The organism is Sphingorhabdus sp. (assembly GCF_046292425.1).
Taxonomy (GTDB): Bacteria; Pseudomonadota; Alphaproteobacteria; order Sphingomonadales; family Sphingomonadaceae; genus Sphingorhabdus_B.
The window spans coordinates 1-17,277 of the sequence record NZ_JBKBQV010000054.1 but is presented as its reverse complement, the minus strand read 5'-3'; the positions used below and the strand labels follow the sequence as shown (position 1 = coordinate 17,277).

The 17,277-nt window shown below is 54.1% G+C and carries 18 protein-coding genes and 1 pseudogene; 4 read left to right on the top strand and 15 right to left on the bottom strand.

Annotated features, from left to right (window positions below; all coding sequences use genetic code 11):
- From ACK4S7_RS10800 to ACK4S7_RS10785, 4 genes and pseudogenes are all read right to left on the bottom strand, one after another.
- Positions 1-326, bottom strand: a pseudogene (locus ACK4S7_RS10800) (hypothetical protein); the annotation flags it as partial.
- Positions 327-329: 3 nt separating this feature from the next.
- The gene (locus ACK4S7_RS10795; RefSeq protein ID WP_409646689.1) at positions 330-614 is read right to left on the bottom strand and encodes a type IV secretion system protein VirB3; all 285 of its coding nucleotides are present in this window, start codon (positions 612-614) and stop codon (positions 330-332) included.
- 3 nt (positions 615-617) lie between these two features.
- Complete coding sequence (locus tag ACK4S7_RS10790) at positions 618-938, bottom strand: TrbC/VirB2 family protein (protein WP_409646687.1); 321 nt, start codon at positions 936-938, stop codon at positions 618-620.
- A 9-nt stretch (positions 939-947) separates the two neighbouring features.
- Positions 948-1,370, bottom strand: a complete 423-nt coding sequence (locus ACK4S7_RS10785; RefSeq protein ID WP_409646686.1) for a lytic transglycosylase domain-containing protein — start codon at positions 1,368-1,370, stop codon at positions 948-950.
- 378 nt (positions 1,371-1,748) lie between these two features.
- Between ACK4S7_RS10785 and ACK4S7_RS10780 the strand changes: the two genes are divergently transcribed.
- Together ACK4S7_RS10780 and ACK4S7_RS10775 are read left to right on the top strand one after the other, a co-directional pair.
- Positions 1,749-3,962, top strand: coding sequence for a DUF1800 family protein (locus tag ACK4S7_RS10780; RefSeq protein ID WP_409646685.1), 2,214 nt, complete (start codon positions 1,749-1,751; stop codon positions 3,960-3,962).
- Between the two features lie 8 nt (positions 3,963-3,970).
- Positions 3,971-5,416, top strand: a complete 1,446-nt coding sequence (locus tag ACK4S7_RS10775; RefSeq protein ID WP_409646683.1) for a DUF1501 domain-containing protein — start codon at positions 3,971-3,973, stop codon at positions 5,414-5,416.
- A gap of 21 nt (positions 5,417-5,437) precedes the next feature.
- Here the strand turns inward: ACK4S7_RS10775 and ACK4S7_RS10770 are convergent, their stop codons facing one another.
- Entirely contained in the window at positions 5,438-5,650 is a 213-nt protein-coding gene (locus ACK4S7_RS10770) for a hypothetical protein (RefSeq protein ID WP_409646682.1), read from the bottom strand.
- A gap of 106 nt (positions 5,651-5,756) precedes the next feature.
- Positions 5,757-6,239, bottom strand: coding sequence for a TspO/MBR family protein (locus ACK4S7_RS10765; protein ID WP_409646680.1), 483 nt, complete (start codon positions 6,237-6,239; stop codon positions 5,757-5,759).
- Positions 6,240-6,405: 166 nt separating this feature from the next.
- Here ACK4S7_RS10765 and ACK4S7_RS10760 point away from each other — a divergent pair, with 166 nt between their 5' ends.
- Complete coding sequence (locus tag ACK4S7_RS10760) at positions 6,406-7,479, top strand: L,D-transpeptidase (protein ID WP_409646678.1); 1,074 nt, start codon at positions 6,406-6,408, stop codon at positions 7,477-7,479.
- A gap of 7 nt (positions 7,480-7,486) precedes the next feature.
- Here the strand turns inward: ACK4S7_RS10760 and ACK4S7_RS10755 are convergent, their stop codons facing one another.
- Complete coding sequence (locus ACK4S7_RS10755) at positions 7,487-8,941, bottom strand: carotenoid oxygenase family protein (RefSeq protein WP_409646676.1); 1,455 nt, start codon at positions 8,939-8,941, stop codon at positions 7,487-7,489.
- A 19-nt stretch (positions 8,942-8,960) separates the two neighbouring features.
- Positions 8,961-10,430: an aldehyde dehydrogenase family protein gene (locus tag ACK4S7_RS10750; protein ID WP_409646674.1), complete on the bottom strand. Its 1,470-nt coding sequence runs from the start codon at positions 10,428-10,430 to the stop codon at positions 8,961-8,963.
- A gap of 169 nt (positions 10,431-10,599) precedes the next feature.
- Between ACK4S7_RS10750 and ACK4S7_RS10745 the strand changes: the two genes are divergently transcribed.
- Positions 10,600-11,784, top strand: coding sequence for an acyl-CoA dehydrogenase (locus ACK4S7_RS10745; RefSeq protein WP_409646693.1), 1,185 nt, complete (start codon positions 10,600-10,602; stop codon positions 11,782-11,784).
- 144 nt (positions 11,785-11,928) lie between these two features.
- On the opposite strand, the gene ACK4S7_RS10740 is transcribed toward ACK4S7_RS10745, so the two are convergent.
- The 7 genes from ACK4S7_RS10740 to ACK4S7_RS10710 all read right to left on the bottom strand — a co-directional run.
- Positions 11,929-12,336 carry a DUF3617 domain-containing protein gene (locus ACK4S7_RS10740; RefSeq protein ID WP_409646672.1) on the bottom strand — a complete coding sequence of 136 codons (408 nt, stop codon included), beginning with the start codon at positions 12,334-12,336 and terminating at the stop codon, positions 11,929-11,931.
- A 141-nt stretch (positions 12,337-12,477) separates the two neighbouring features.
- Positions 12,478-13,398 carry an Hsp33 family molecular chaperone HslO gene (locus ACK4S7_RS10735; protein WP_409646691.1) on the bottom strand — a complete coding sequence of 307 codons (921 nt, stop codon included), beginning with the start codon at positions 13,396-13,398 and terminating at the stop codon, positions 12,478-12,480.
- Entirely contained in the window at positions 13,398-14,324 is a 927-nt protein-coding gene (gene argF, locus ACK4S7_RS10730) for an ornithine carbamoyltransferase (protein WP_409646670.1), read from the bottom strand. Before argF ends, ACK4S7_RS10735 begins: the two co-directional genes overlap by 1 nt.
- Positions 14,321-15,508: an aspartate aminotransferase family protein gene (locus tag ACK4S7_RS10725; protein ID WP_409646668.1), complete on the bottom strand. Its 1,188-nt coding sequence runs from the start codon at positions 15,506-15,508 to the stop codon at positions 14,321-14,323. The genes argF and ACK4S7_RS10725 overlap by 4 nt, the downstream gene beginning before the upstream one ends.
- Positions 15,509-15,622: 114 nt before the next feature.
- Positions 15,623-15,760, bottom strand: coding sequence for a hypothetical protein (locus ACK4S7_RS10720; protein WP_409646666.1), 138 nt, complete (start codon positions 15,758-15,760; stop codon positions 15,623-15,625).
- A 33-nt stretch (positions 15,761-15,793) separates the two neighbouring features.
- On the bottom strand, positions 15,794-16,480 hold the full coding sequence (locus ACK4S7_RS10715) for an alternative oxidase (RefSeq protein WP_409646665.1): 687 nt from the start codon (positions 16,478-16,480) through the stop codon (positions 15,794-15,796).
- 171 nt (positions 16,481-16,651) lie between these two features.
- On the bottom strand, positions 16,652-17,277 hold a 626-nt coding region (locus tag ACK4S7_RS10710; RefSeq protein ID WP_409646664.1), incomplete at its 5' end, for a division plane positioning ATPase MipZ.

Sequence of the window (17,277 nt, the reverse complement as noted above, 5' to 3'; positions counted from 1 at the left end):
TGCCGTTGCCATGCGTCGTCAAGATCTCGGGCAAACCCTTCGGGCTGGATACCCGATAGTCCGACGGTCACCTGTCGGCGAATGACATGGCTGTACAGCATCAGGTTCGAGTTCGCGATTCCACGCATTACAACATCACGGACAGCCGCCATTTGGTTAAGTGTTTCGCTGTCGGCCGTTTCAAACGCGATACCCTCAATCTGAAGCATCTGGATCAGATCACCGGTCCAGGTCATCAGCGTGTGGTCATTAACATGTCCGGCATAGGGCAAGCGATCGCCTGCACTCGGATCAAGCTTTGCCGGTTTCTGTGCTGAGGCTGTCATATATCAGGGCCCGTAGCTGTTGCAGCGCCACAGATCGTGGGTGCGTGTACGGCCACAGCGGCTTACCTTCGTAATCCACAAGTCGAAAATGCGGGGTTCACGTAAACAGGCCATATACCCTATAACATGGATAGCGCCAGCAGCAGGTATTGCCCAAAAAGAGCCCGTGATCAGGAATATTTCCGTGGTCACCACGAGGTTGATGATGAAATAGCTATATGTCACGCCAGCGAACATCTGAGGTTGCGTCAGAGCCCTGAATATCGGTGTCCGGTTAAGCGGGATCATCGCCTAGCCCCCGACCGCCGCGACACGAATACCCGACACTATCGCCGTTGCACCAAACAATACAAAGCATCCTACTATGACCGTGGCGCCGAACCGCCAGTTCATTCGGCCAGTCAACATCATCAAGCCCACAACGGCTACCGCTATCACAGCGGCAGTGGTTGCAACATTGCCGAGCAGCGTCCCCTGCATCCAGCCAAGCGCATTGACGATTGGTCCGGAGCCTTGCGGATCAACGGCCGTCACCTGCGCCATGGCACCGCTAGGAATTGCCAAAAGAAAGGCCCCAAGGCCCAAAAGAATGTTCTTTTTAAATGTCATCATGGTCCTCACTCATCGTCCTGCATGCGACGCCGACTTGACGGACATTCGCTGCAATATTTGCCGCACATAATTTTGAGTTTCGCGATACGGCGGAATGCCGCCATATTTTATGACTGCGCCTGGCCCAGCATTGTAAGCAGCAAGCGCCAGCGGCACGTTGTTGCCAAAGCGCTCCAGCTGCTGCCGCAAATAGACCGTTCCGCCTGTTACATTCTGCGCAACATTGTGCGGGTCGCGCACGCCAAGTTGCCGCGCTGTGCCCGGCATCAATTGCATCACACCCATTGCGCCCGCTGAAGAACGTGCGCGTGCGTTGTAACGCGATTCCTGCCATGCGACCGCATCAACAAGATCGCTATTCACACCAAAGCGCGCAGCCGCATATTGAATATGTCGCCGTACTTCGTTTTTGGGGGCACTTGGTTCGGACAATGAAGCCAAATCCGAGTCGGAAGGCCCGTTAACAACTGGCGATGGTTTTGGCTGCCAAGGTGCTTGAGAAATTTCTAATAAATTTCCGTTGCTTGAGAGTTCGAAAACCTTTGCATAGCCCAAATTGGGCGATGTTGCGAAACCCAGGACAGCAAAAACAGTAGGGAATGTGCGCTTTTTGACCATGTTCCATGGCTACACGCGACACGTTGATAAATGGTTAGCAAAGTCGATATTTCGGATTCCAAGATATTGAAGTTGCTGCGTTTTTAACCAACCGTGCGCACGGTACGTTCACCAACAACGTCTATCAATTGCTCATCATGAAGTCTTTCGCACCGGTAGCAGATTGATTTCAGTAGATCGTTGGAGGACGCAATGAAGCAAGAGTTATTCCCCATTGAAAATAAAGGATTGTTTGAAATCGAACCGCCAGCCGATGCGCTAGCTGCGATTGAGGATGTCAAGTCTGGCCGGTCGCGGGCGCTGTACGCACTTCCCGGTGCGTCAATGCTGACCGCGGGATGCCAGGCAGATGCCCTGGAAAGCTCTTCTGTCACTGCCTCCCAGACGCCCGCGGTGAACGTGATCCGCGATCCATCAGCCCAAAATCCTCTAGAAGTAAACATGGACAACTTAGTGAATAACACAACCTCTACAACCGCGCTGCAGCCTTCGACGGTCAATGTCATTCAGAATCCTGCAACCTCCAGTTCAGTGCCTCCACCGCCAGGCAGCGGATCCACCAGCGGTATTACGACTTCACCAACCAGCCCTACAGCAATCGCGCCCGCGCCGACGCCCGTGACGAATGTTGCTGTCACTCCTCCGCCTGCAGTATCCATCCCGATACCTGCGGTGGATGTGACCGCGGCGTCGGCGATCGCAGCGCCATTATTGCCCGCGCTCAACCCGGCTAATCTGCTACCTATTCACCCGCCTCCGCCGCCGCTCCCTGCCGCGTCTGGTCGACCCGCTACCGCGGCAGAGGCCGCACAGTTTATCCTCAAAGCCAGCCTGTCAGTAAACGAGCAGGAAATCGCTGATCTGCAGTCCACCAGTTACGGTGAGTGGCTTGTTAAGCAACTGAATATGCCAATCCAGCAGACTGGTAGGCAATGGATGGATGCAAGGAATTACAACAGTGTAACAGCAGAGGAATATTTCTACCAAAAAGGGCTTAGCGACTTCATGGTCTGGCATCAGATGATGAACAGCCCAGATGCGGTGCGCAAAAAAATCGCGTTTGCATTGTCCCAGTTCTTCGTCGTGTCCTCAACCGGAATGGACATCCACTGGACATCACAAGCCATCACTTACTACTGGGATCTGCTGAACAAACATGCCTTCGGCAATTTCCGAAACCTGCTTGAAGACATCACGCTTTGCCCCGTGATGGGCGTTTACCTGAGCATGCTCGGTAACAAAAAAGAGGATGAGATTACAGGCCGTGTACCCGACGAAAACTTTGCGCGCGAAATCATGCAATTGTTCACGATAGGCCTTTATGAACTGCAAAATGACGGTACCCTTCACCTTAATGCACAAGGCAATCCTGTCGAAACATACACGAACGACGACATAACCAATCTGGCGCGCGTTTTTACCGGCTATGATTATGATTTTGCCGGCAACGGAAAAACGCCGATGGTTCGAGTGCCTTCCGTGCAATTCGACCATGTCGATTATGTCTACAAACCGATGACGAGCAACCCGCAAAAATGGAAAGTGCCGCAAGCGACGAGCGAACATTCGCTTAAAGAAAAGAGGTTTCTGAGAACCATTATTCCTGCGAACACGGACGCGCCGACATCATTGAAAAAGACGCTCGATGATCTTTTTTATCATAAAAATGTCGCTCCGTTTTTCTGTAAGCAGATGATTCAGCGGCTTATAACGAGTAATCCAAGTCCAGCTTATGTGAACCGCGTCGCAACAGTGTTCAACAATAATGGCTCGGGCGTTCGTGGTGATCTTCGCGCCGTTTTCAAAGCGATATTGTTGGATGTCGAGGCCATTAACCCGTCCAATGCCGGCACCCCAACCGCTGGCAAGCTGCGCGAACCGGCCCTTCGTCTCGTGCAATGGGGACGGACCTTTGGCGCGACGTCAAAATCGGGCACATGGTCCATTCCGCCCCTGATGGACCCGGCCACAAGCCTGAGCCAAAGCCCGTTGCGCGCACCATCGGTGTTCAACTTCTTTAGGCCAGGTTATGTCCCGCCAAGCACGGCAATTGCAAAGAATGGACTAGTAGCACCTGAATTTCAGCTGGTGAGCGAAGTTTCCATTGCTGGCTATGTCAACTTCATGGCCTCCGCCCTTCGAGGCCAAATGACTGATACCAGCTATGATGTCAGTGCAACATATACAAATGAGCTCGCAATTGCACACAACTCGGGAGCTTTGCTGGACCGGCTAAGCTTGTTGCTGGCGGCCAATCAAATATCTCCGACCACAAAGGCGCTCATAAAAGAAGCGCTCGACACTTCAATCATAGTCGAAACAAGCCATCCGAATACCAAACTGAGGCGCGTTCAAACGGCCATATTACTTATCATGGCATCACCTGATTATCTTGTTCAAAAATAGGAGTAAATATGGCCTACATTAGCAAAATAGACGATTTGTCGCGGCGCGCTTTTTTGCGCAGGTCGAGACAATTGGCAATCGCGGGGACGGCTGGCTCATTCGCCATGGGTCTTGCGGGTATCGGCGAGGCTGCGGCATTCAATGTCGGAGATAATGAGGACGATTATAAAGCACTCGTGTGCGTTTTTTTATACGGTGGCAATGACCATAACAGCACCTTTATTCCGGTGGATGACAGAAATTATGATCTCTACAGTGCTATCAGGGGAGGCGGCCCCGGGCGCACGGCGAGGGGCTTAGTACCTTCGCAAGCCTCCCTTTTGGCAACGAAGTTGACGCCTAAGGATAACAGAGTCCTCACCAATGGTGTGGAATATGCACTTGCTCCGCAACTTCCCCGTCTGAAGGCTTTGTTCGATACAAACGCCATGGCCCCCCTGCTGAATGTAGGGACTCTAAACGCACCTATGACGAAGAACCAATTTACAAACCAGGCCTACCTTCGGCCTGCAAAATTATTTTCCCATAATGACCAGCAATCTACCTGGCAGTCATCAGCGCCCGAAGGTTCTTCCGATGGGTGGGGGGGGCGCCTGGGTGATCTGGCGCTGGCGAGACAGTGCAACACCAATTCTTTATTCACCTGCATATCAGCCACGGGCAACGCTGTATTTGTGGCGGGTAAGAACGCACTTGTTTATCAGGTTGCGCCAAATGGTGCGCCTGCCGTTGACGGTATCTTGCGGCCTTTGTTTGACTCCAAGGCAGGCAGCGAAGCGCTACGTGTGCTCATGACTCAAGACAGGTCCAACATTTTTGAAAACGAATATAACAGGGTCGCCAGACGATCAATCGAGGCTCAAACCGTCGTCAGCGGCGCGCTTGCACCCATTACACTCAAAACGTCGTTTCAGTCACCCTCAGGGCCGAACCCGTTGGCGGATCAACTCAAAATTGTCGCAAGGCTGATAGCGGGGCGCAAAGCACTTGGGGTAAAAAGGCAGGTCTTCATGGTAAGTCTCGCTGGCTTTGATACGCATAACGATCAGTTGGATTCGCACGCGCAATTAATGCGTCGACTGGATTTTGCGCTCGACGCATTTTACCAAGCGACAGTTGAACTGAAAATACAAAACAAAGTCACGACCTTCACAGCGTCGGATTTCGGCCGCACGCTTAAATCAAATGGTGACGGGACAGATCATGGATGGGGCTCCCATCATATGATCATAGGGGGTGCCGTTGACGGCGGCCGTTATTATGGCGTCGCACCGAGAATATCGACCAATAGCGATGATGAAGTAGGATCGGGGCGCTTGTTACCCGGAATAGCGGTCGATCAATATTCAGCGACGCTCGCCAGATGGTTTGGCGCATCCGGAGAAACGGAAATAAGAAGCATCGCGCCGAATATTGACCGGTTTGAAAACAAGGATTTGGGCTTCCTGATCTAGGTCGCCGAAATGTGCGCAGGCTCAGTTGCGGGTTCGATGCTCGTCAACTGGGCCCCGGTGCGTACCGCGCTCGGCGTCATCACGGATCTGCTGGATGTTACGCTCGGGTTGTCCGTCCATCGGATGCCGGTTCTCCGGCTTTCGCAGGAACCGTAGCAAAAGTATTACTGCGATAATTAGCGCGATAATAAGCGTACCGAATCCCAAGGCGGATGTCATTTCGGGGGTATTCATAGGTCACCTCATGGTTGTCTGATGGAATCAACCAAAGGCTGTGTGTAAGGTTCCCCTTGCGCCAGATACTGCCGTCCATCTCGATCGGCGCAACATTGACCGGCCGTTACTCTCGTTTAACGAATGGCTTGTTCAAGCGCACAATATTGAGATTTAGCACGGCGGCAAAACTCACCCAGGCCAGATAGGGCACTATTAGCCAACTCGCCAACACCGAATACGGTCGTAATCCAATACAAAGCGCCAGCACCGACGCCCATAGGAACACCACTTCGACAAGTGCCCAGTCGGGACGTCGCAAGTTGAAGAAAAGTGGCGACCACAGAAAGTGGAAAACGAAGTTAACCGCGTACATGATGATGATACTCGTTCGCTCAACATCAGTTTCGGCTCCCTGCCATGCCAGGATGCCAGCCCAGGCACATAGGCCCAAGATCAGTGTCCATGCTGGTCCGAAGAGCCAGTCCGGTGGTTGCCACGATGGCTTGGCCAGATTTTTGTACCAGGGACCGATGGTGGTCAAAACGCCGCCTGCGCCCCCCAAAACGACAGCCCATAAGACAAATGCAATGATATAAGTTTCTGGCACCTAACGCTTATGGTCGTGCCCGGCCCCTGACACAATAGGCCAATGGAAAAAGGCTATAACGGCAGGATGAAACCATCGGCTTAATTGCATTAGAATCAAATCTGACGGCCGCGGAACTTGTACCGGGGGCAATGGTTTTGTTCGAAACTATGGAAAGCCCCTTCTCTTGAAATATCTCGCACTGACATTGGCGCTCGGCTTACTCGCCGCTTGCGACCGCAACGAAAATTCCGAAAAATCCAGGAACGAGGCCACCATTGAAAATGTTGATCCTTATGAAGGACTGAAATTTGTGGCGACAGAAGGCAACTTGCCGCCATTGCCAGCCGCCCTTGAAATGCTGCCCGCCCAATTAGCGCTCGACCGTCTCGGTTTTTCGCCAGGCGTACTAGATGGCAAAAATGGCGCGTCGTTGAAACTGGCGCTGACCGGTTTCCAAAAAGCCAATGACCTGCCGGAAAGCGGCGTGCTTGATGAGGAGACGACAGCCGCGCTTGCCAATGCCAATATCGGGTCGCCGACACGGCGCGTGCGCATTCCCGCGTCCTTTGCCCAGCAGACCTTCTTTCCAGATTTTCCCGATGACGCGGCAGAGCAGGCGAAGCTTCCCGCGCTAGGTTACCGCAACCTTATGGAGGCGCTTGCCGAACGCTTCCATACAACAGCGGAAACATTGATTGCACTAAATTCGGTCGACACGCCCATTGGCGCAGGTATGGATATTATCGTTCCAAATCTGCCCGATGTCGCAATGCCCAGCGCCGAATTGTCAAGCCGTGGCTGGGACAAAACGTTGCTGTCGCTTGGCGTTGCTGGCGAACAGCCAGAAATCGAAAGCATAGTCGTCGACAAATCTGACGGCTGGCTGCGGACCCTGGACAGCGAAGGTAAGATTATCGGCCAGTTCCCTGTGACCACAGGCAGTTCGCGCGATCCCTTGCCTATCGGCAACTGGACCATCAAAGGTGTCGCCCGCAATCCTGACTTTCATTACAATCCGGAATTATTCTGGGATGTCAGCGACAGCAAGGAAAAGCAGTTGCTCCCCCCCGGCCCGAACAGCCCTGTCGGCGTGGTCTGGATTGACTTGTCGAAGCCGCACTACGGCATTCATGGCACCAGCGAGCCCGCGACTATCGGGCGAGCGGAGAGCCACGGATGTGTGCGTTTGACGAACTGGGACGCGGCCCGGCTTGCAGGAATGGTTAAACCCGGCACAAAGGTCGTTTTCCAGAATTGATCCGGCACTAGAGTTCTGAACGGTCTGACCAATGGGCATGGGTGCCGCTGCTAATTTTATGTGGCAGGGCAATCCGGCAAACGGGCCCTTCGTCAAACCGTTTGCAGTCAATTAGAATACACTCGGAAGTTCCGCTATTTTCGTCGGTCACAAAACTGACAAGATATCCGTCGTCCTCGTCCACAGAGCCGACGCGGGGGACGAACGGTGCCTCACTGCCATAGTGCCCCTCAGGAAGCTCTACAGACCATGACTCGCCCGTGAGCATGTCATGCTTCACAAAACCGTTGAACAGGAACCAGCCGGGCTTGGAGGTCGTGCTATAGGCATATCGATATGGCTGGCCCAGGTAGCGCTGGTTCATCATCCCAAATTCAAGGATGCGATCGTCCAACCGCTCTTCACGGGTGGTGCCATCGACCAAGTTGAACCGCCAGCGGTGCAGCTTGGGCTTGAAGCTATGTTCATCGACAAACGCCATCATATGGCCGTAACCGTCGGCATTATCGATAGGCGGCGGATATGGGTGTTCTTCGAAATAGCCATCGAGTATGACCTCGTCGCCATCTTCATATGCATTGATGAAATGCAGGACAAAGGTTGGATCCGCTTCGAACCAGCGGATATCATCTGGTTGACCAAAGCGGGGAATTAGCGCGAAGCGCGAAGGCAGCCCTTCGTGAAGCCGCGTTACATGGACATTGCGCTTCAGCAGATCCTCGTCCCAGAAGAGTGGAAAGTCGCACAATATCGACCAGTTCTGCGTGAACATCATGTCGTGCGGAAGGCGCGGGCCGGGAAGCGGGATTGGCACATAATGCGCCAGCTTTCCGTCACGATCCACGACGCCATAATGCATGTAAGGCGCGTGCTTGGAATAGTTGAAGAACAACAGTTCGCCGGTCCGCACATCCACTTTCGGGTGCGCGGAGATGCCGTCGAGGGGAACCCACGACGCGACGCCCTCTTGTTCCAGCGTTTCGGGGTCAAGCACATAGCCTTCGCCGCATTGATAGAAAGTCGACACTGCCTTACCGGCGTGGACAATGATGTCCGTGCTGGAGGAATCTTTCAGGCTGCCATGCGCGCCAAAACCGGGCCGCAACGACACAGTGGCCTTATCCATCAGACCACCCCATAATGACCCGCCAGCCTCCTGCTCCGCCTGAAAACAACGCGTGCGCACAAACCGATTGCGGTAGCTTGCCTTGCCGCCAGAAAAGTCAATCTGGTGGATCATGCCATCGCCGTCAAAAGGGTGGTAGCGACCAAGCGGTTGATGCAACTGGTTTTCGGTATTGCGCAGATAGACGCCGTCAATATCTTGCGGAATGCGACCTTCGATCACATCAAGATCAGTCGCGGTGACCTCTTCATGCTGCGGCGTCCACGCCCCGTTGAGATAGGGGTGGTTACTTGGCTGAAGCGTTGCTTTCACTGGCGGCAATTTTTCGACCCGCATTTCGCTCTCCTCTGGGCGCTCAGACTAGGTCGAATGTCACCCCTTGTGCAAGTGGCAGATTATTGGAGTAATTTATCGTATTGGTTGCTCGGCGCATATAGGCCTTCCACGCGTCAGAGCCGGATTCGCGTCCTCCGCCGGTTTCCTTTTCGCCGCCAAAAGCGCCACCAATTTCCGCGCCAGAAGTCCCGATATTCACATTGGCGATGCCGCAGTCGCTTCCCTCGGCAGACAGGAATTGCTCGCATTCCCGCATGTCGGTCGAGAATATTGACGATGACAATCCTGCGCCGACGCAGTTCTGGAGGGCCATGGCTTCGCCCAGGTCATGATAGCGGAAGACATAAAGGATAGGGGCAAAGGTCTCCCGCAAGACAGGACCAATATGGTCTGGCATTTCAACCAGTGCAGGGCGGACGTAGACGCCGTCCATTGCGATACGTTCTCCGCCCGCAATCTTTGCGCCAAGTGCTTTTGCTTCGTCCAGCGCCGTTTGCATGGCATCAAAGGCGTGCTCGTCAATCAATGGCCCAGCCAAATTGCCACCGTCGAGCGGATCGCCCACCGATATCGAGCCACTGGCCGATTTCAGGGCGTCGACAAAATTGTCGTATATCGAGTCATGGACAAAAAGTCGGCGCAGACTTGTACACCTCTGTCCACTTGTTCCGAATGCCGAGAACAGCACGCCGCGCAAAGCAAGCGCCAGGTCGGCCTTGTCGCTGATGATCGCAGCGTTGTTGCCCCCAAGTTCAAGGATGGTCTTGGCAAAGCGCGATGCCGCCACTTGCCCGACCTTTCGCCCCATCTCCGTGCTGCCCGTGGCGGATATTAACGCAACACGCGGATTTGCCACCAAAGCCGCCCCAGTTTCGCGCCCGCCCTGTATTACTTGCGACAGGTGCGCAGGCGCATCGCCAAATGCAGCAACTGCCTTGTCAAAAATCGCTTGCACCGCAATCGCCGTAAGCGGTGTTTTTTCCGATGGTTTCCAAATCACGCTATTGCCGCACACCAGCGCAAGCGCCGCATTCCACGCCCACACTGCCACGGGGAAGTTGAACGCCGAAATAACGAGCACTGGCCCTAAAGGATGCCATTGCTCCATCATTCGATGGCCGGGACGCTCGCTTGCGATCGTCAAGCCATGGAGCTGGCGCGACAGTCCAACCGCAAAGTCACAAATGTCGATCATCTCCTGAACTTCGCCGAGTCCTTCGGAAAGCGGCTTGCCACAGTCGATAGTGACTAGGCGTGCAAGGTCACCTTTATGTTCGCGCGGTGCATTGCCGAACAGACGGACCAGCTCGCCTCTGCGCGGCGCCGGCACGCTTCGCCATGCCAGAAAGGCCACATGCGATTTCGCGACTGCATTATTAAGCTCATCGGCGGTTGCGGTCGCCACCGCGCCTATGGAACTGCCATCGATTGGGCTGTAAATCGAGAGATCGCCGCCATCAAGAGTGCAACCAAGCTTTTCCAGAAGCATATTTGTTTCGTGCGCTAGTCCCACCGCTATCCCCAGTCATTGTTCCGTATTCCAATTGCGCATGGCAAGGCGCACAGTTGATGGCAAGGGTTGCTGTCTTGCCCGCACACTTATAAAGGCGAAAACCGCGCAGGCCACCATCCCGCTGGCCTTCCCAAAGGAGATACTAATGGCCGAACTGGCAGCATTCGATTGGTCTGACCCTTTTCGACTTGAGGATCAACTGACCGAAGACGAACGCATGATCCGCGACACCGCGCACGCCTTTGCGCAAAGCGAATTACAGCCGCGCGTCATCGATGCTTACCGGACAGAATGTGATGCTCCCGAACTGTTTCCGCTGATGGGACAGACGGGCTTGCTCGGTGCTACTATTCCGGAAGAATATGGCGGCGTCGGCGCCTCCTACGTCGCTTATGGTCTCATCGCGCGCGAGATTGAAAGGGTGGATTCGGGATATCGATCAATGGCATCGGTTCAGTCGTCATTGGTTATGCATCCTATCTATGCTTATGGTTCGGAAGAACAGCGGCGCAAATATCTTCCGGGCCTAGCCGCTGGCACGCTGATTGGCTGTTTTGGTTTGACCGAGCCCGATGCCGGTTCCGATCCTGCCGGCATGCGCACATTCGCCAAAAAGGTAGATGGCGGATATGTCATCAACGGTTCAAAAACATGGATTTCCAATGCGCCCTTCGCGGATGTATTTGTCGTGTGGGCAAAGTCGGAGGCCCATGGCGGCGGTATTCGCGGCTTTGTCCTGGAAAAGGGCATGAAGGGTCTGTCGGCCCCGAAAATCCAAGGCAAGCTGTCGCTACGCGCGTCAACCACGGGCATGATCGTCATGGACAATGTTGAAATTGGCGAAGACGCGTTGCTGCCGGATGTACAAGGTCTTAAAGGCCCGTTCGGATGCCTAAACCGTGCCCGTTACGGCATCAGCTGGGGCGCACTGGGGGCAGCAGAATTCTGCATGCACGCCGCACGGCAATATGGCCTTGATCGGCACCAGTTCGGCAAGCCACTTGCGGCCAACCAATTGTATCAGAAAAAACTCGCCGACATGATGACGGACATCGGACTTGGGCTTCAGGCATCATTGCGCGTCGGCCGTCTGATGGATGAAGGCATGCTTGCACCTGACATGATTTCCATCGTTAAGCGCAACAATGTCGGCAAGGCTCTGGACATCGCCCGCGCTGCCCGCGACATGCATGGCGGTAATGGTATCAGCGAAGAATATCAGGTTATGCGCCACATGGTGAACCTTGAAACGGTCAACACCTATGAGGGCGCGCATGATGTGCACGCACTCATTCTGGGTCGCGCCATTACGGGTATCGCGGCATTCTAAAAAAACGGGCCGCCCGGCTTTTCAGCGGCGGCCCAGTTATGGCTTTTAAGCCAACTAGGGAGGAAAGCGTGTCTCAGAGAAACACACAACCGCTGTTTAAGGTAAAAATGGTAAATAATGTCTGAACAGGCGGTTGGCTATTTTTCAGCACGTGCCGATTCTTCGGCCCTCCACGGAAAGTGAAAATGGCGAGTTGTTGCGAATACCTTGAGACTGAATGTGAATGATACGGTTGGATTCCTTGCGGATGGTGGTCAATCCCTGCCCTTGCCCTTTACAGGTATAACTTACCGTCACTGAATTGGCGTTGGAACGCACCACATATTGTTCGCAGACCAATCCGCTATGCTGAATTTGAGTGAGGACTTCCGGCTTACCGAGGCAAATTTTAGTCGTCGGCGCACCGCCGCCAGTGGGCCGCAATTGCCACAATCCCCGCTCCAGAGTGTCGAGCAAGGCTAGGTCAGTGTCTGAATTGACGGCCCCTGCCGTGGTCGCCACTGAAAGCAATAGCGCGGCGGTAAGGCAAGGAAGAGGGCGCATTTTAATCATTATCTTCTGTCCGTAAACCAGCCATTCTCAACGAAACGACCCATTTTTTCTATTGTTCATATATCATCATTATCGGAAACTTGCACGATAGAATGGGGTATATGAACGACGATTGACCCACGGCACGGCTATGGCGCGGGTTTAGTTGTTGAAGCTTGCCAGACTTATCGGAAAGCGGCGCGAACAAAATTCGCAGTCGACCACGATATCTCCAGCGTCATCCGCCATTTCGGCGCGGTCAACAGCAGGGAACTTAGCAATGACGTCTCGGATATGGACCGGGTCGCAGCGGCAACCCTTCGTTAGAGCATTTCCCTGCTCAATCCGCACTTCTTTCTCTTCATGGAACAATCGCCAGACAATTTCCTCGAGCGGGAGTGCGGGGTCCGCCAATTCGTCAGCGGCAATCGTCGAAGATAACACTTCGATATGCTCCCATTCAGGATGGTCTAGCCTAACATGAAGCCTCTCACGACCCTCCTCACCCTCTGGCAAATGTTGCACCAGCAACCCGCCTGCCACGCAGCGGCCATCGACGTGGCCCACCGCAACGCGGATAAAAGTCGGAATCTGTTCGGACTGAACGAAATAGTTCTGCGCTGCATCGGCGAGCGTCTCGCCTTCAAGCGGAACGATCCCCTGGTAACGGCCGCCACCCTCGCTTGGGGGTTTCATACGATCAAACGTGATCGCCAAATAGCCCTTCCCAAATACGCCAAACAATGTTGCATCCTTCGGCAAGGCGGCAGCGGTAGCGGCGTCAAACTGCGCATAACCGCGCAGTGCGCCGTCTTTATAGTCGCATGCAAGAAGCCGTATTGCGCCTTTCTCCGTTTGCGTTTGCAATGTGAGCTGACTGCCCTTTTCCTTCAACGATGCACCGAGCAATGCAGTCAGCACCAATGCTTCAGCCAGTATCCTCTCAATCACTGGCGGGTATGCATGTGCCGCCAAAATCTCGGATAACACCTCATCCAGCCGCACCAACCGGCCGCGCGCATCCCGTGTAGGGATTGAAAAGCGCAAGGGCTGATTGGACAATGTTTCCGACTGCTCCGACATCATATTTTTCCAAGGCACCACAACAAAATCGACTTTTGGGCATGGAGCCGGTTTTCCGCCTCATCCCAGATCAGGGATTGTGGGCCGTCTATTACCGCGTCTGTTACTTCCTCACCGCGATGGGCAGGCAGGCAATGCAAAAACTTTGCGTCGGTTTTTGCCAGCGCCATCAGGCGCTCATTTACTTGATAAGGCATCATGGCCGCCATCTTGTTGTGCGCATGCTCCTGTCCCATGGACACCCATGTGTCGGTCACAATAACATCGGCATCCCTCACGGCCTCCGCTGCATCGCGGGTGAGTGTAACTGTCGCGCCGGCCGCTTTTGCAGCGTTGATAATGTTGCTGTCGCTTTCATATCCCTTGGGTACTGCAATGCGAACGTTGAATTTAAATATACCCGCCGCCTCAACAACAGAATTCAGCACATTGTTCCCGTCGCCAAGCCAGGCAAGTTCTAACCCCGGCAGGCTTTTGCCATACTCAATAAGGGTCAACAGGTCGGCAACGATCTGGCAGGGATGTGACAAATCGGTCAGGCCGTTAATGACAGGCACGGTTGCATAATGCGCGAGTTCTTCAACCTTCGCGTGGTCGTCTGTCCGGATCATGATGGCATCGACATATCGGGACAATACCCGTGCCGTGTCAGCAATCGTTTCGCCACGCCCAAGCTGCATTTGGCCAGAAGCCATAAAAATGCTGTCACCGCCCAGTTGCTTCATTGCCATTTCGAACGAAGTACGGGTGCGGGTGGAATTTTTCTCGAACACCATTGCCAACGTGTGCCCGGCAAGCGGCGTGTCTGCGTCCGCCTTTCCCTTTGGCCACCCTTGGCGCGATTTTTTCCTGTCCATGGCATCGGATAGCATGGCTGCTATCGCATCACCGCCCGCGTCGCCAAGGTTCAGGAAATGACGCGTCATGCTGCTTGCGGCATCTGGTAACTGGCGGCACCGGCTGACAGCTTTTCCATGAATATTTGAATTTCCGCATCGCCAATGTTCAGCGGCGGCAAGACCCGGAAAGTGTTGTCACCGGCCGCAACCAGCAACAGGCCATGATTATCCCGCAAATGCGCCACGAAGGCGCGCGTTTCATGGGTCATCATCACGCCAAGCATCAGACCCTTGCCACGCACGCCAGTGAACAAATCGGGATAATTGCCGATGAACTGTTCAAGCGTAGAACGCAGCTTTTCCCCTGTGGCCCGCACTTGCGACAGGAATTCATCATTCGCCACGACGTCCCAAACGGCCTGGCATGCGGCCATCGCAAACGGGTTGCCGCCATAAGTGGATCCGTGGGTGCCAACAACCATGCCGCGTGCCGCTTCTTCGGTTGCGAGGCAGGCCCCAACCGGAAATCCGCCGCCAAGGCCCTTTGCCGTCGCCATTATATCTGGCGTGATGCCATATTGTTCATGCGCATAAAGCGTACCGGACCGAGCAACCCCACATTGCACCTCATCGAGGATCAGCAAGATGCCGTGATCGTCAGCCAACGCACGAAGCCCTTGCATAAACGCATTAGAAGCAGGACGCACGCCGCCCTCGCCCTGAATAGGCTCGACCAGAAACGCTGCTGTCTTGGGTCCGACGGCCGCCTTTGCGCCTTCAAGATCATCGAAGTCGACATATTTGAAGCCTTCAAGAAGCGGCATAAATCCCTTGTGCATCTTCTCCTGATTGCTTGCTGAAATCGTCGCCATCGTGCGACCATGAAAGGCGTTCTTAAAGGTGATGATCTCGAAGCGATCCTCGCCCTGACTTTGGTGATAGGCACGGGCAGTTTTAATTGCGCACTCCACAGCCTCTGCACCTGAATTGGTAAAAAACACCGTGTCGGCGAACGTAGTATCTACAAGCCGCTGGGCAAAGGCTTCGCCCTGAGGGCTACCGTAAAGGTTGGAAACGTGGATTAGTGTTGCCGCCTGATCCTGAATGGCCTTGGTCAGATGTGGATGACCGTGACCTAGCAAATTCACCGCTATACCAGCGGCGAAATCCAGCGCGCGGCTGCCGTCTTCGGAAATCAACCAAGCGCCTTCACCTCGCACAGGCCGGAAACCGCAGCGCGGATATACTGGCATCAAAGGCGTAATCGACATGGTTTTCATCCTTCCGACCAACTAGTTGGCATATTCCAAAAAGCTAAAAAGCGGCCCCACGGGACCGCTTGTTTTTACCACTCCGCTATAGGCATGCAGAAAACGCAAATCAAGCTATGCCTCGGCATCCTTGTCACGCTTGGCTGCGGCGATCCGGCGTTTCAGATAGCCGTAAAGCAACAAATGCAACCCCACCCAAATAAGTGCGAATATGACAATCATCTTGGCAGCGGGGCTCATACGCCCATACATAATGGCGCTTGGGCTTCGAACAACCCCGAACTGCTACAGCAACCCGGCGTCAAGCGGCACATGGGGCGGGCAGGCCGTAATGGCTTTATGGTCGGCGTCACGGCCGGACAATGTGTTGGCCATATAATGGTTGGTGTCCCGATGGTGCGCCTCATCCGCACGGATGATCAGGATAACATCACGCAGCGTAGTGCCCTCCGGCAAATTCCAGTAACGCAGCGCGACAGGTGGTGCTGGCGGGTTCGGATGCCGACCTTCGTCAATTTCGGCGAGATACAATGTGTAACTCAAAACCGCTTCCTCTTCGAAATAGCCGACAAGACGGTGCGCGGTCTTGCCCGAAATCAGATAGAGAAAGAAAAAGAAGACATAGAATATCCACTGCACGGTCAGAATAACAAGTCGCTCAAACCACGATGGCTGCGCGATTTCTATGAACGTCATAAGATGCATCCGCTCATTTTCCGCTTCGTCCATCAACGTTCTGATCCAACCGCGATCATCCTGCATGAGGCGGAGTGCACGCAGATGGGACAAGGTCGCGCCAACCATGCCCGGCACGCCCGCAACCGTCTCCAATACGATGGCGCGATTGCCATAACGTTTGGCAAAGAATGTATCAGCGCCCCATCGCAGGGTCTTGGTAATGCGCAATGCAAACCAGTCAGAAAAACCTTGAGCCTTGTAATGTGTAGACTGAATATCGCTGCAGTGAGACATGAGCTTTTTCCAATGTTTAATAACTGTCTTAACGCCCATTGGTCGGTCCTGCGCAATGCAGAATCAAAATCCATCCAATTTACTTTTTTGCAACTCTTAATTTGTCAACGGCATAGCATCAAACGGAAAGCCAACGATCTGCCGCTTTTACCCCGCCACGACTATTTACGGTTAGTCCGGCAACGCAATCGCTTTTGTAAGCGCATCGCTTGGCAGCTTAAGTGCGCGGAGCATCGCCCAGATTTCCTCACGCGCTTGCGGTTGCATCCGGCCCAGTTGCGGCAGCGCCTCTAGGTCGAACAAAGTCAGCCCTTGCGGAAAGAGCTCACGATAGGTGACACGTTCACGCAAGCCGGGCACAAGTCGGAAGCCTGCGACGGGCGCAATTTTCTCCAGTGCCTCGCGAACCTTAATTTCGTTTTTGGTGCCAAGACTGCGTGACCGGTTCTGCATTACCACCCAGTCCAATGGTTTGGGGCGGATGGCGAACCCGGGTTCTTTCAAATGCTCAACCAGCCGAGCGAAATTGCCTAACGTCTTGAACTCGCCACTCCGTGGATCGATGCGACCAAGCATATCAAGGTCGATGAAACTGTCGTTGACGGGTGTCACAATGGTATCCGCCATGAAAATGGCACGCCGCGCGATCGGCGAGTCGTGGCCACCGACATCAATGATGATGAAGCTGTGCCGGATTCGCGCCATGCGGAGCTTCTCTTCAAGCTCGTTTTCATTTTGCTGCGCCAACATGATCTGCTCTGGTCCCGGCAACCTGACCCCATATTCGGTGGCGCTTT

Bases quoted from the DNA above. Each gene is read 5' to 3' on its own strand.
- ACK4S7_RS10795 (WP_409646689.1), bottom strand. From the start codon at position 614: ATGATCCCGCTTAACCGGACACCGATATTCAGGGCTCTGACGCAACCT.
- ACK4S7_RS10790 (WP_409646687.1), bottom strand. From the start codon at position 938: ATGATGACATTTAAAAAGAACATTCTTTTGGGCCTTGGGGCCTTTCTT.
- ACK4S7_RS10780 (WP_409646685.1), top strand. From the start codon at position 1,749: ATGAAGCAAGAGTTATTCCCCATTGAAAATAAAGGATTGTTTGAAATC.
- ACK4S7_RS10775 (WP_409646683.1), top strand. From the start codon at position 3,971: ATGGCCTACATTAGCAAAATAGACGATTTGTCGCGGCGCGCTTTTTTG.
- ACK4S7_RS10770 (WP_409646682.1), bottom strand. From the start codon at position 5,650: ATGAATACCCCCGAAATGACATCCGCCTTGGGATTCGGTACGCTTATT.
- ACK4S7_RS10755 (WP_409646676.1), bottom strand. From the start codon at position 8,941: ATGCGGGTCGAAAAATTGCCGCCAGTGAAAGCAACGCTTCAGCCAAGT.
- ACK4S7_RS10750 (WP_409646674.1), bottom strand. From the start codon at position 10,430: ATGCTTCTGGAAAAGCTTGGTTGCACTCTTGATGGCGGCGATCTCTCG.
- ACK4S7_RS10745 (WP_409646693.1), top strand. From the start codon at position 10,600: ATGGCCGAACTGGCAGCATTCGATTGGTCTGACCCTTTTCGACTTGAG.
- ACK4S7_RS10740 (WP_409646672.1), bottom strand. From the start codon at position 12,336: ATGATTAAAATGCGCCCTCTTCCTTGCCTTACCGCCGCGCTATTGCTT.
- ACK4S7_RS10735 (WP_409646691.1), bottom strand. From the start codon at position 13,398: ATGTCGGAGCAGTCGGAAACATTGTCCAATCAGCCCTTGCGCTTTTCA.
- argF (WP_409646670.1), bottom strand. From the start codon at position 14,324: ATGACGCGTCATTTCCTGAACCTTGGCGACGCGGGCGGTGATGCGATA.
- ACK4S7_RS10725 (WP_409646668.1), bottom strand. From the start codon at position 15,508: ATGTCGATTACGCCTTTGATGCCAGTATATCCGCGCTGCGGTTTCCGG.
- ACK4S7_RS10720 (WP_409646666.1), bottom strand. From the start codon at position 15,760: ATGTATGGGCGTATGAGCCCCGCTGCCAAGATGATTGTCATATTCGCA.
- ACK4S7_RS10715 (WP_409646665.1), bottom strand. From the start codon at position 16,480: ATGTCTCACTGCAGCGATATTCAGTCTACACATTACAAGGCTCAAGGT.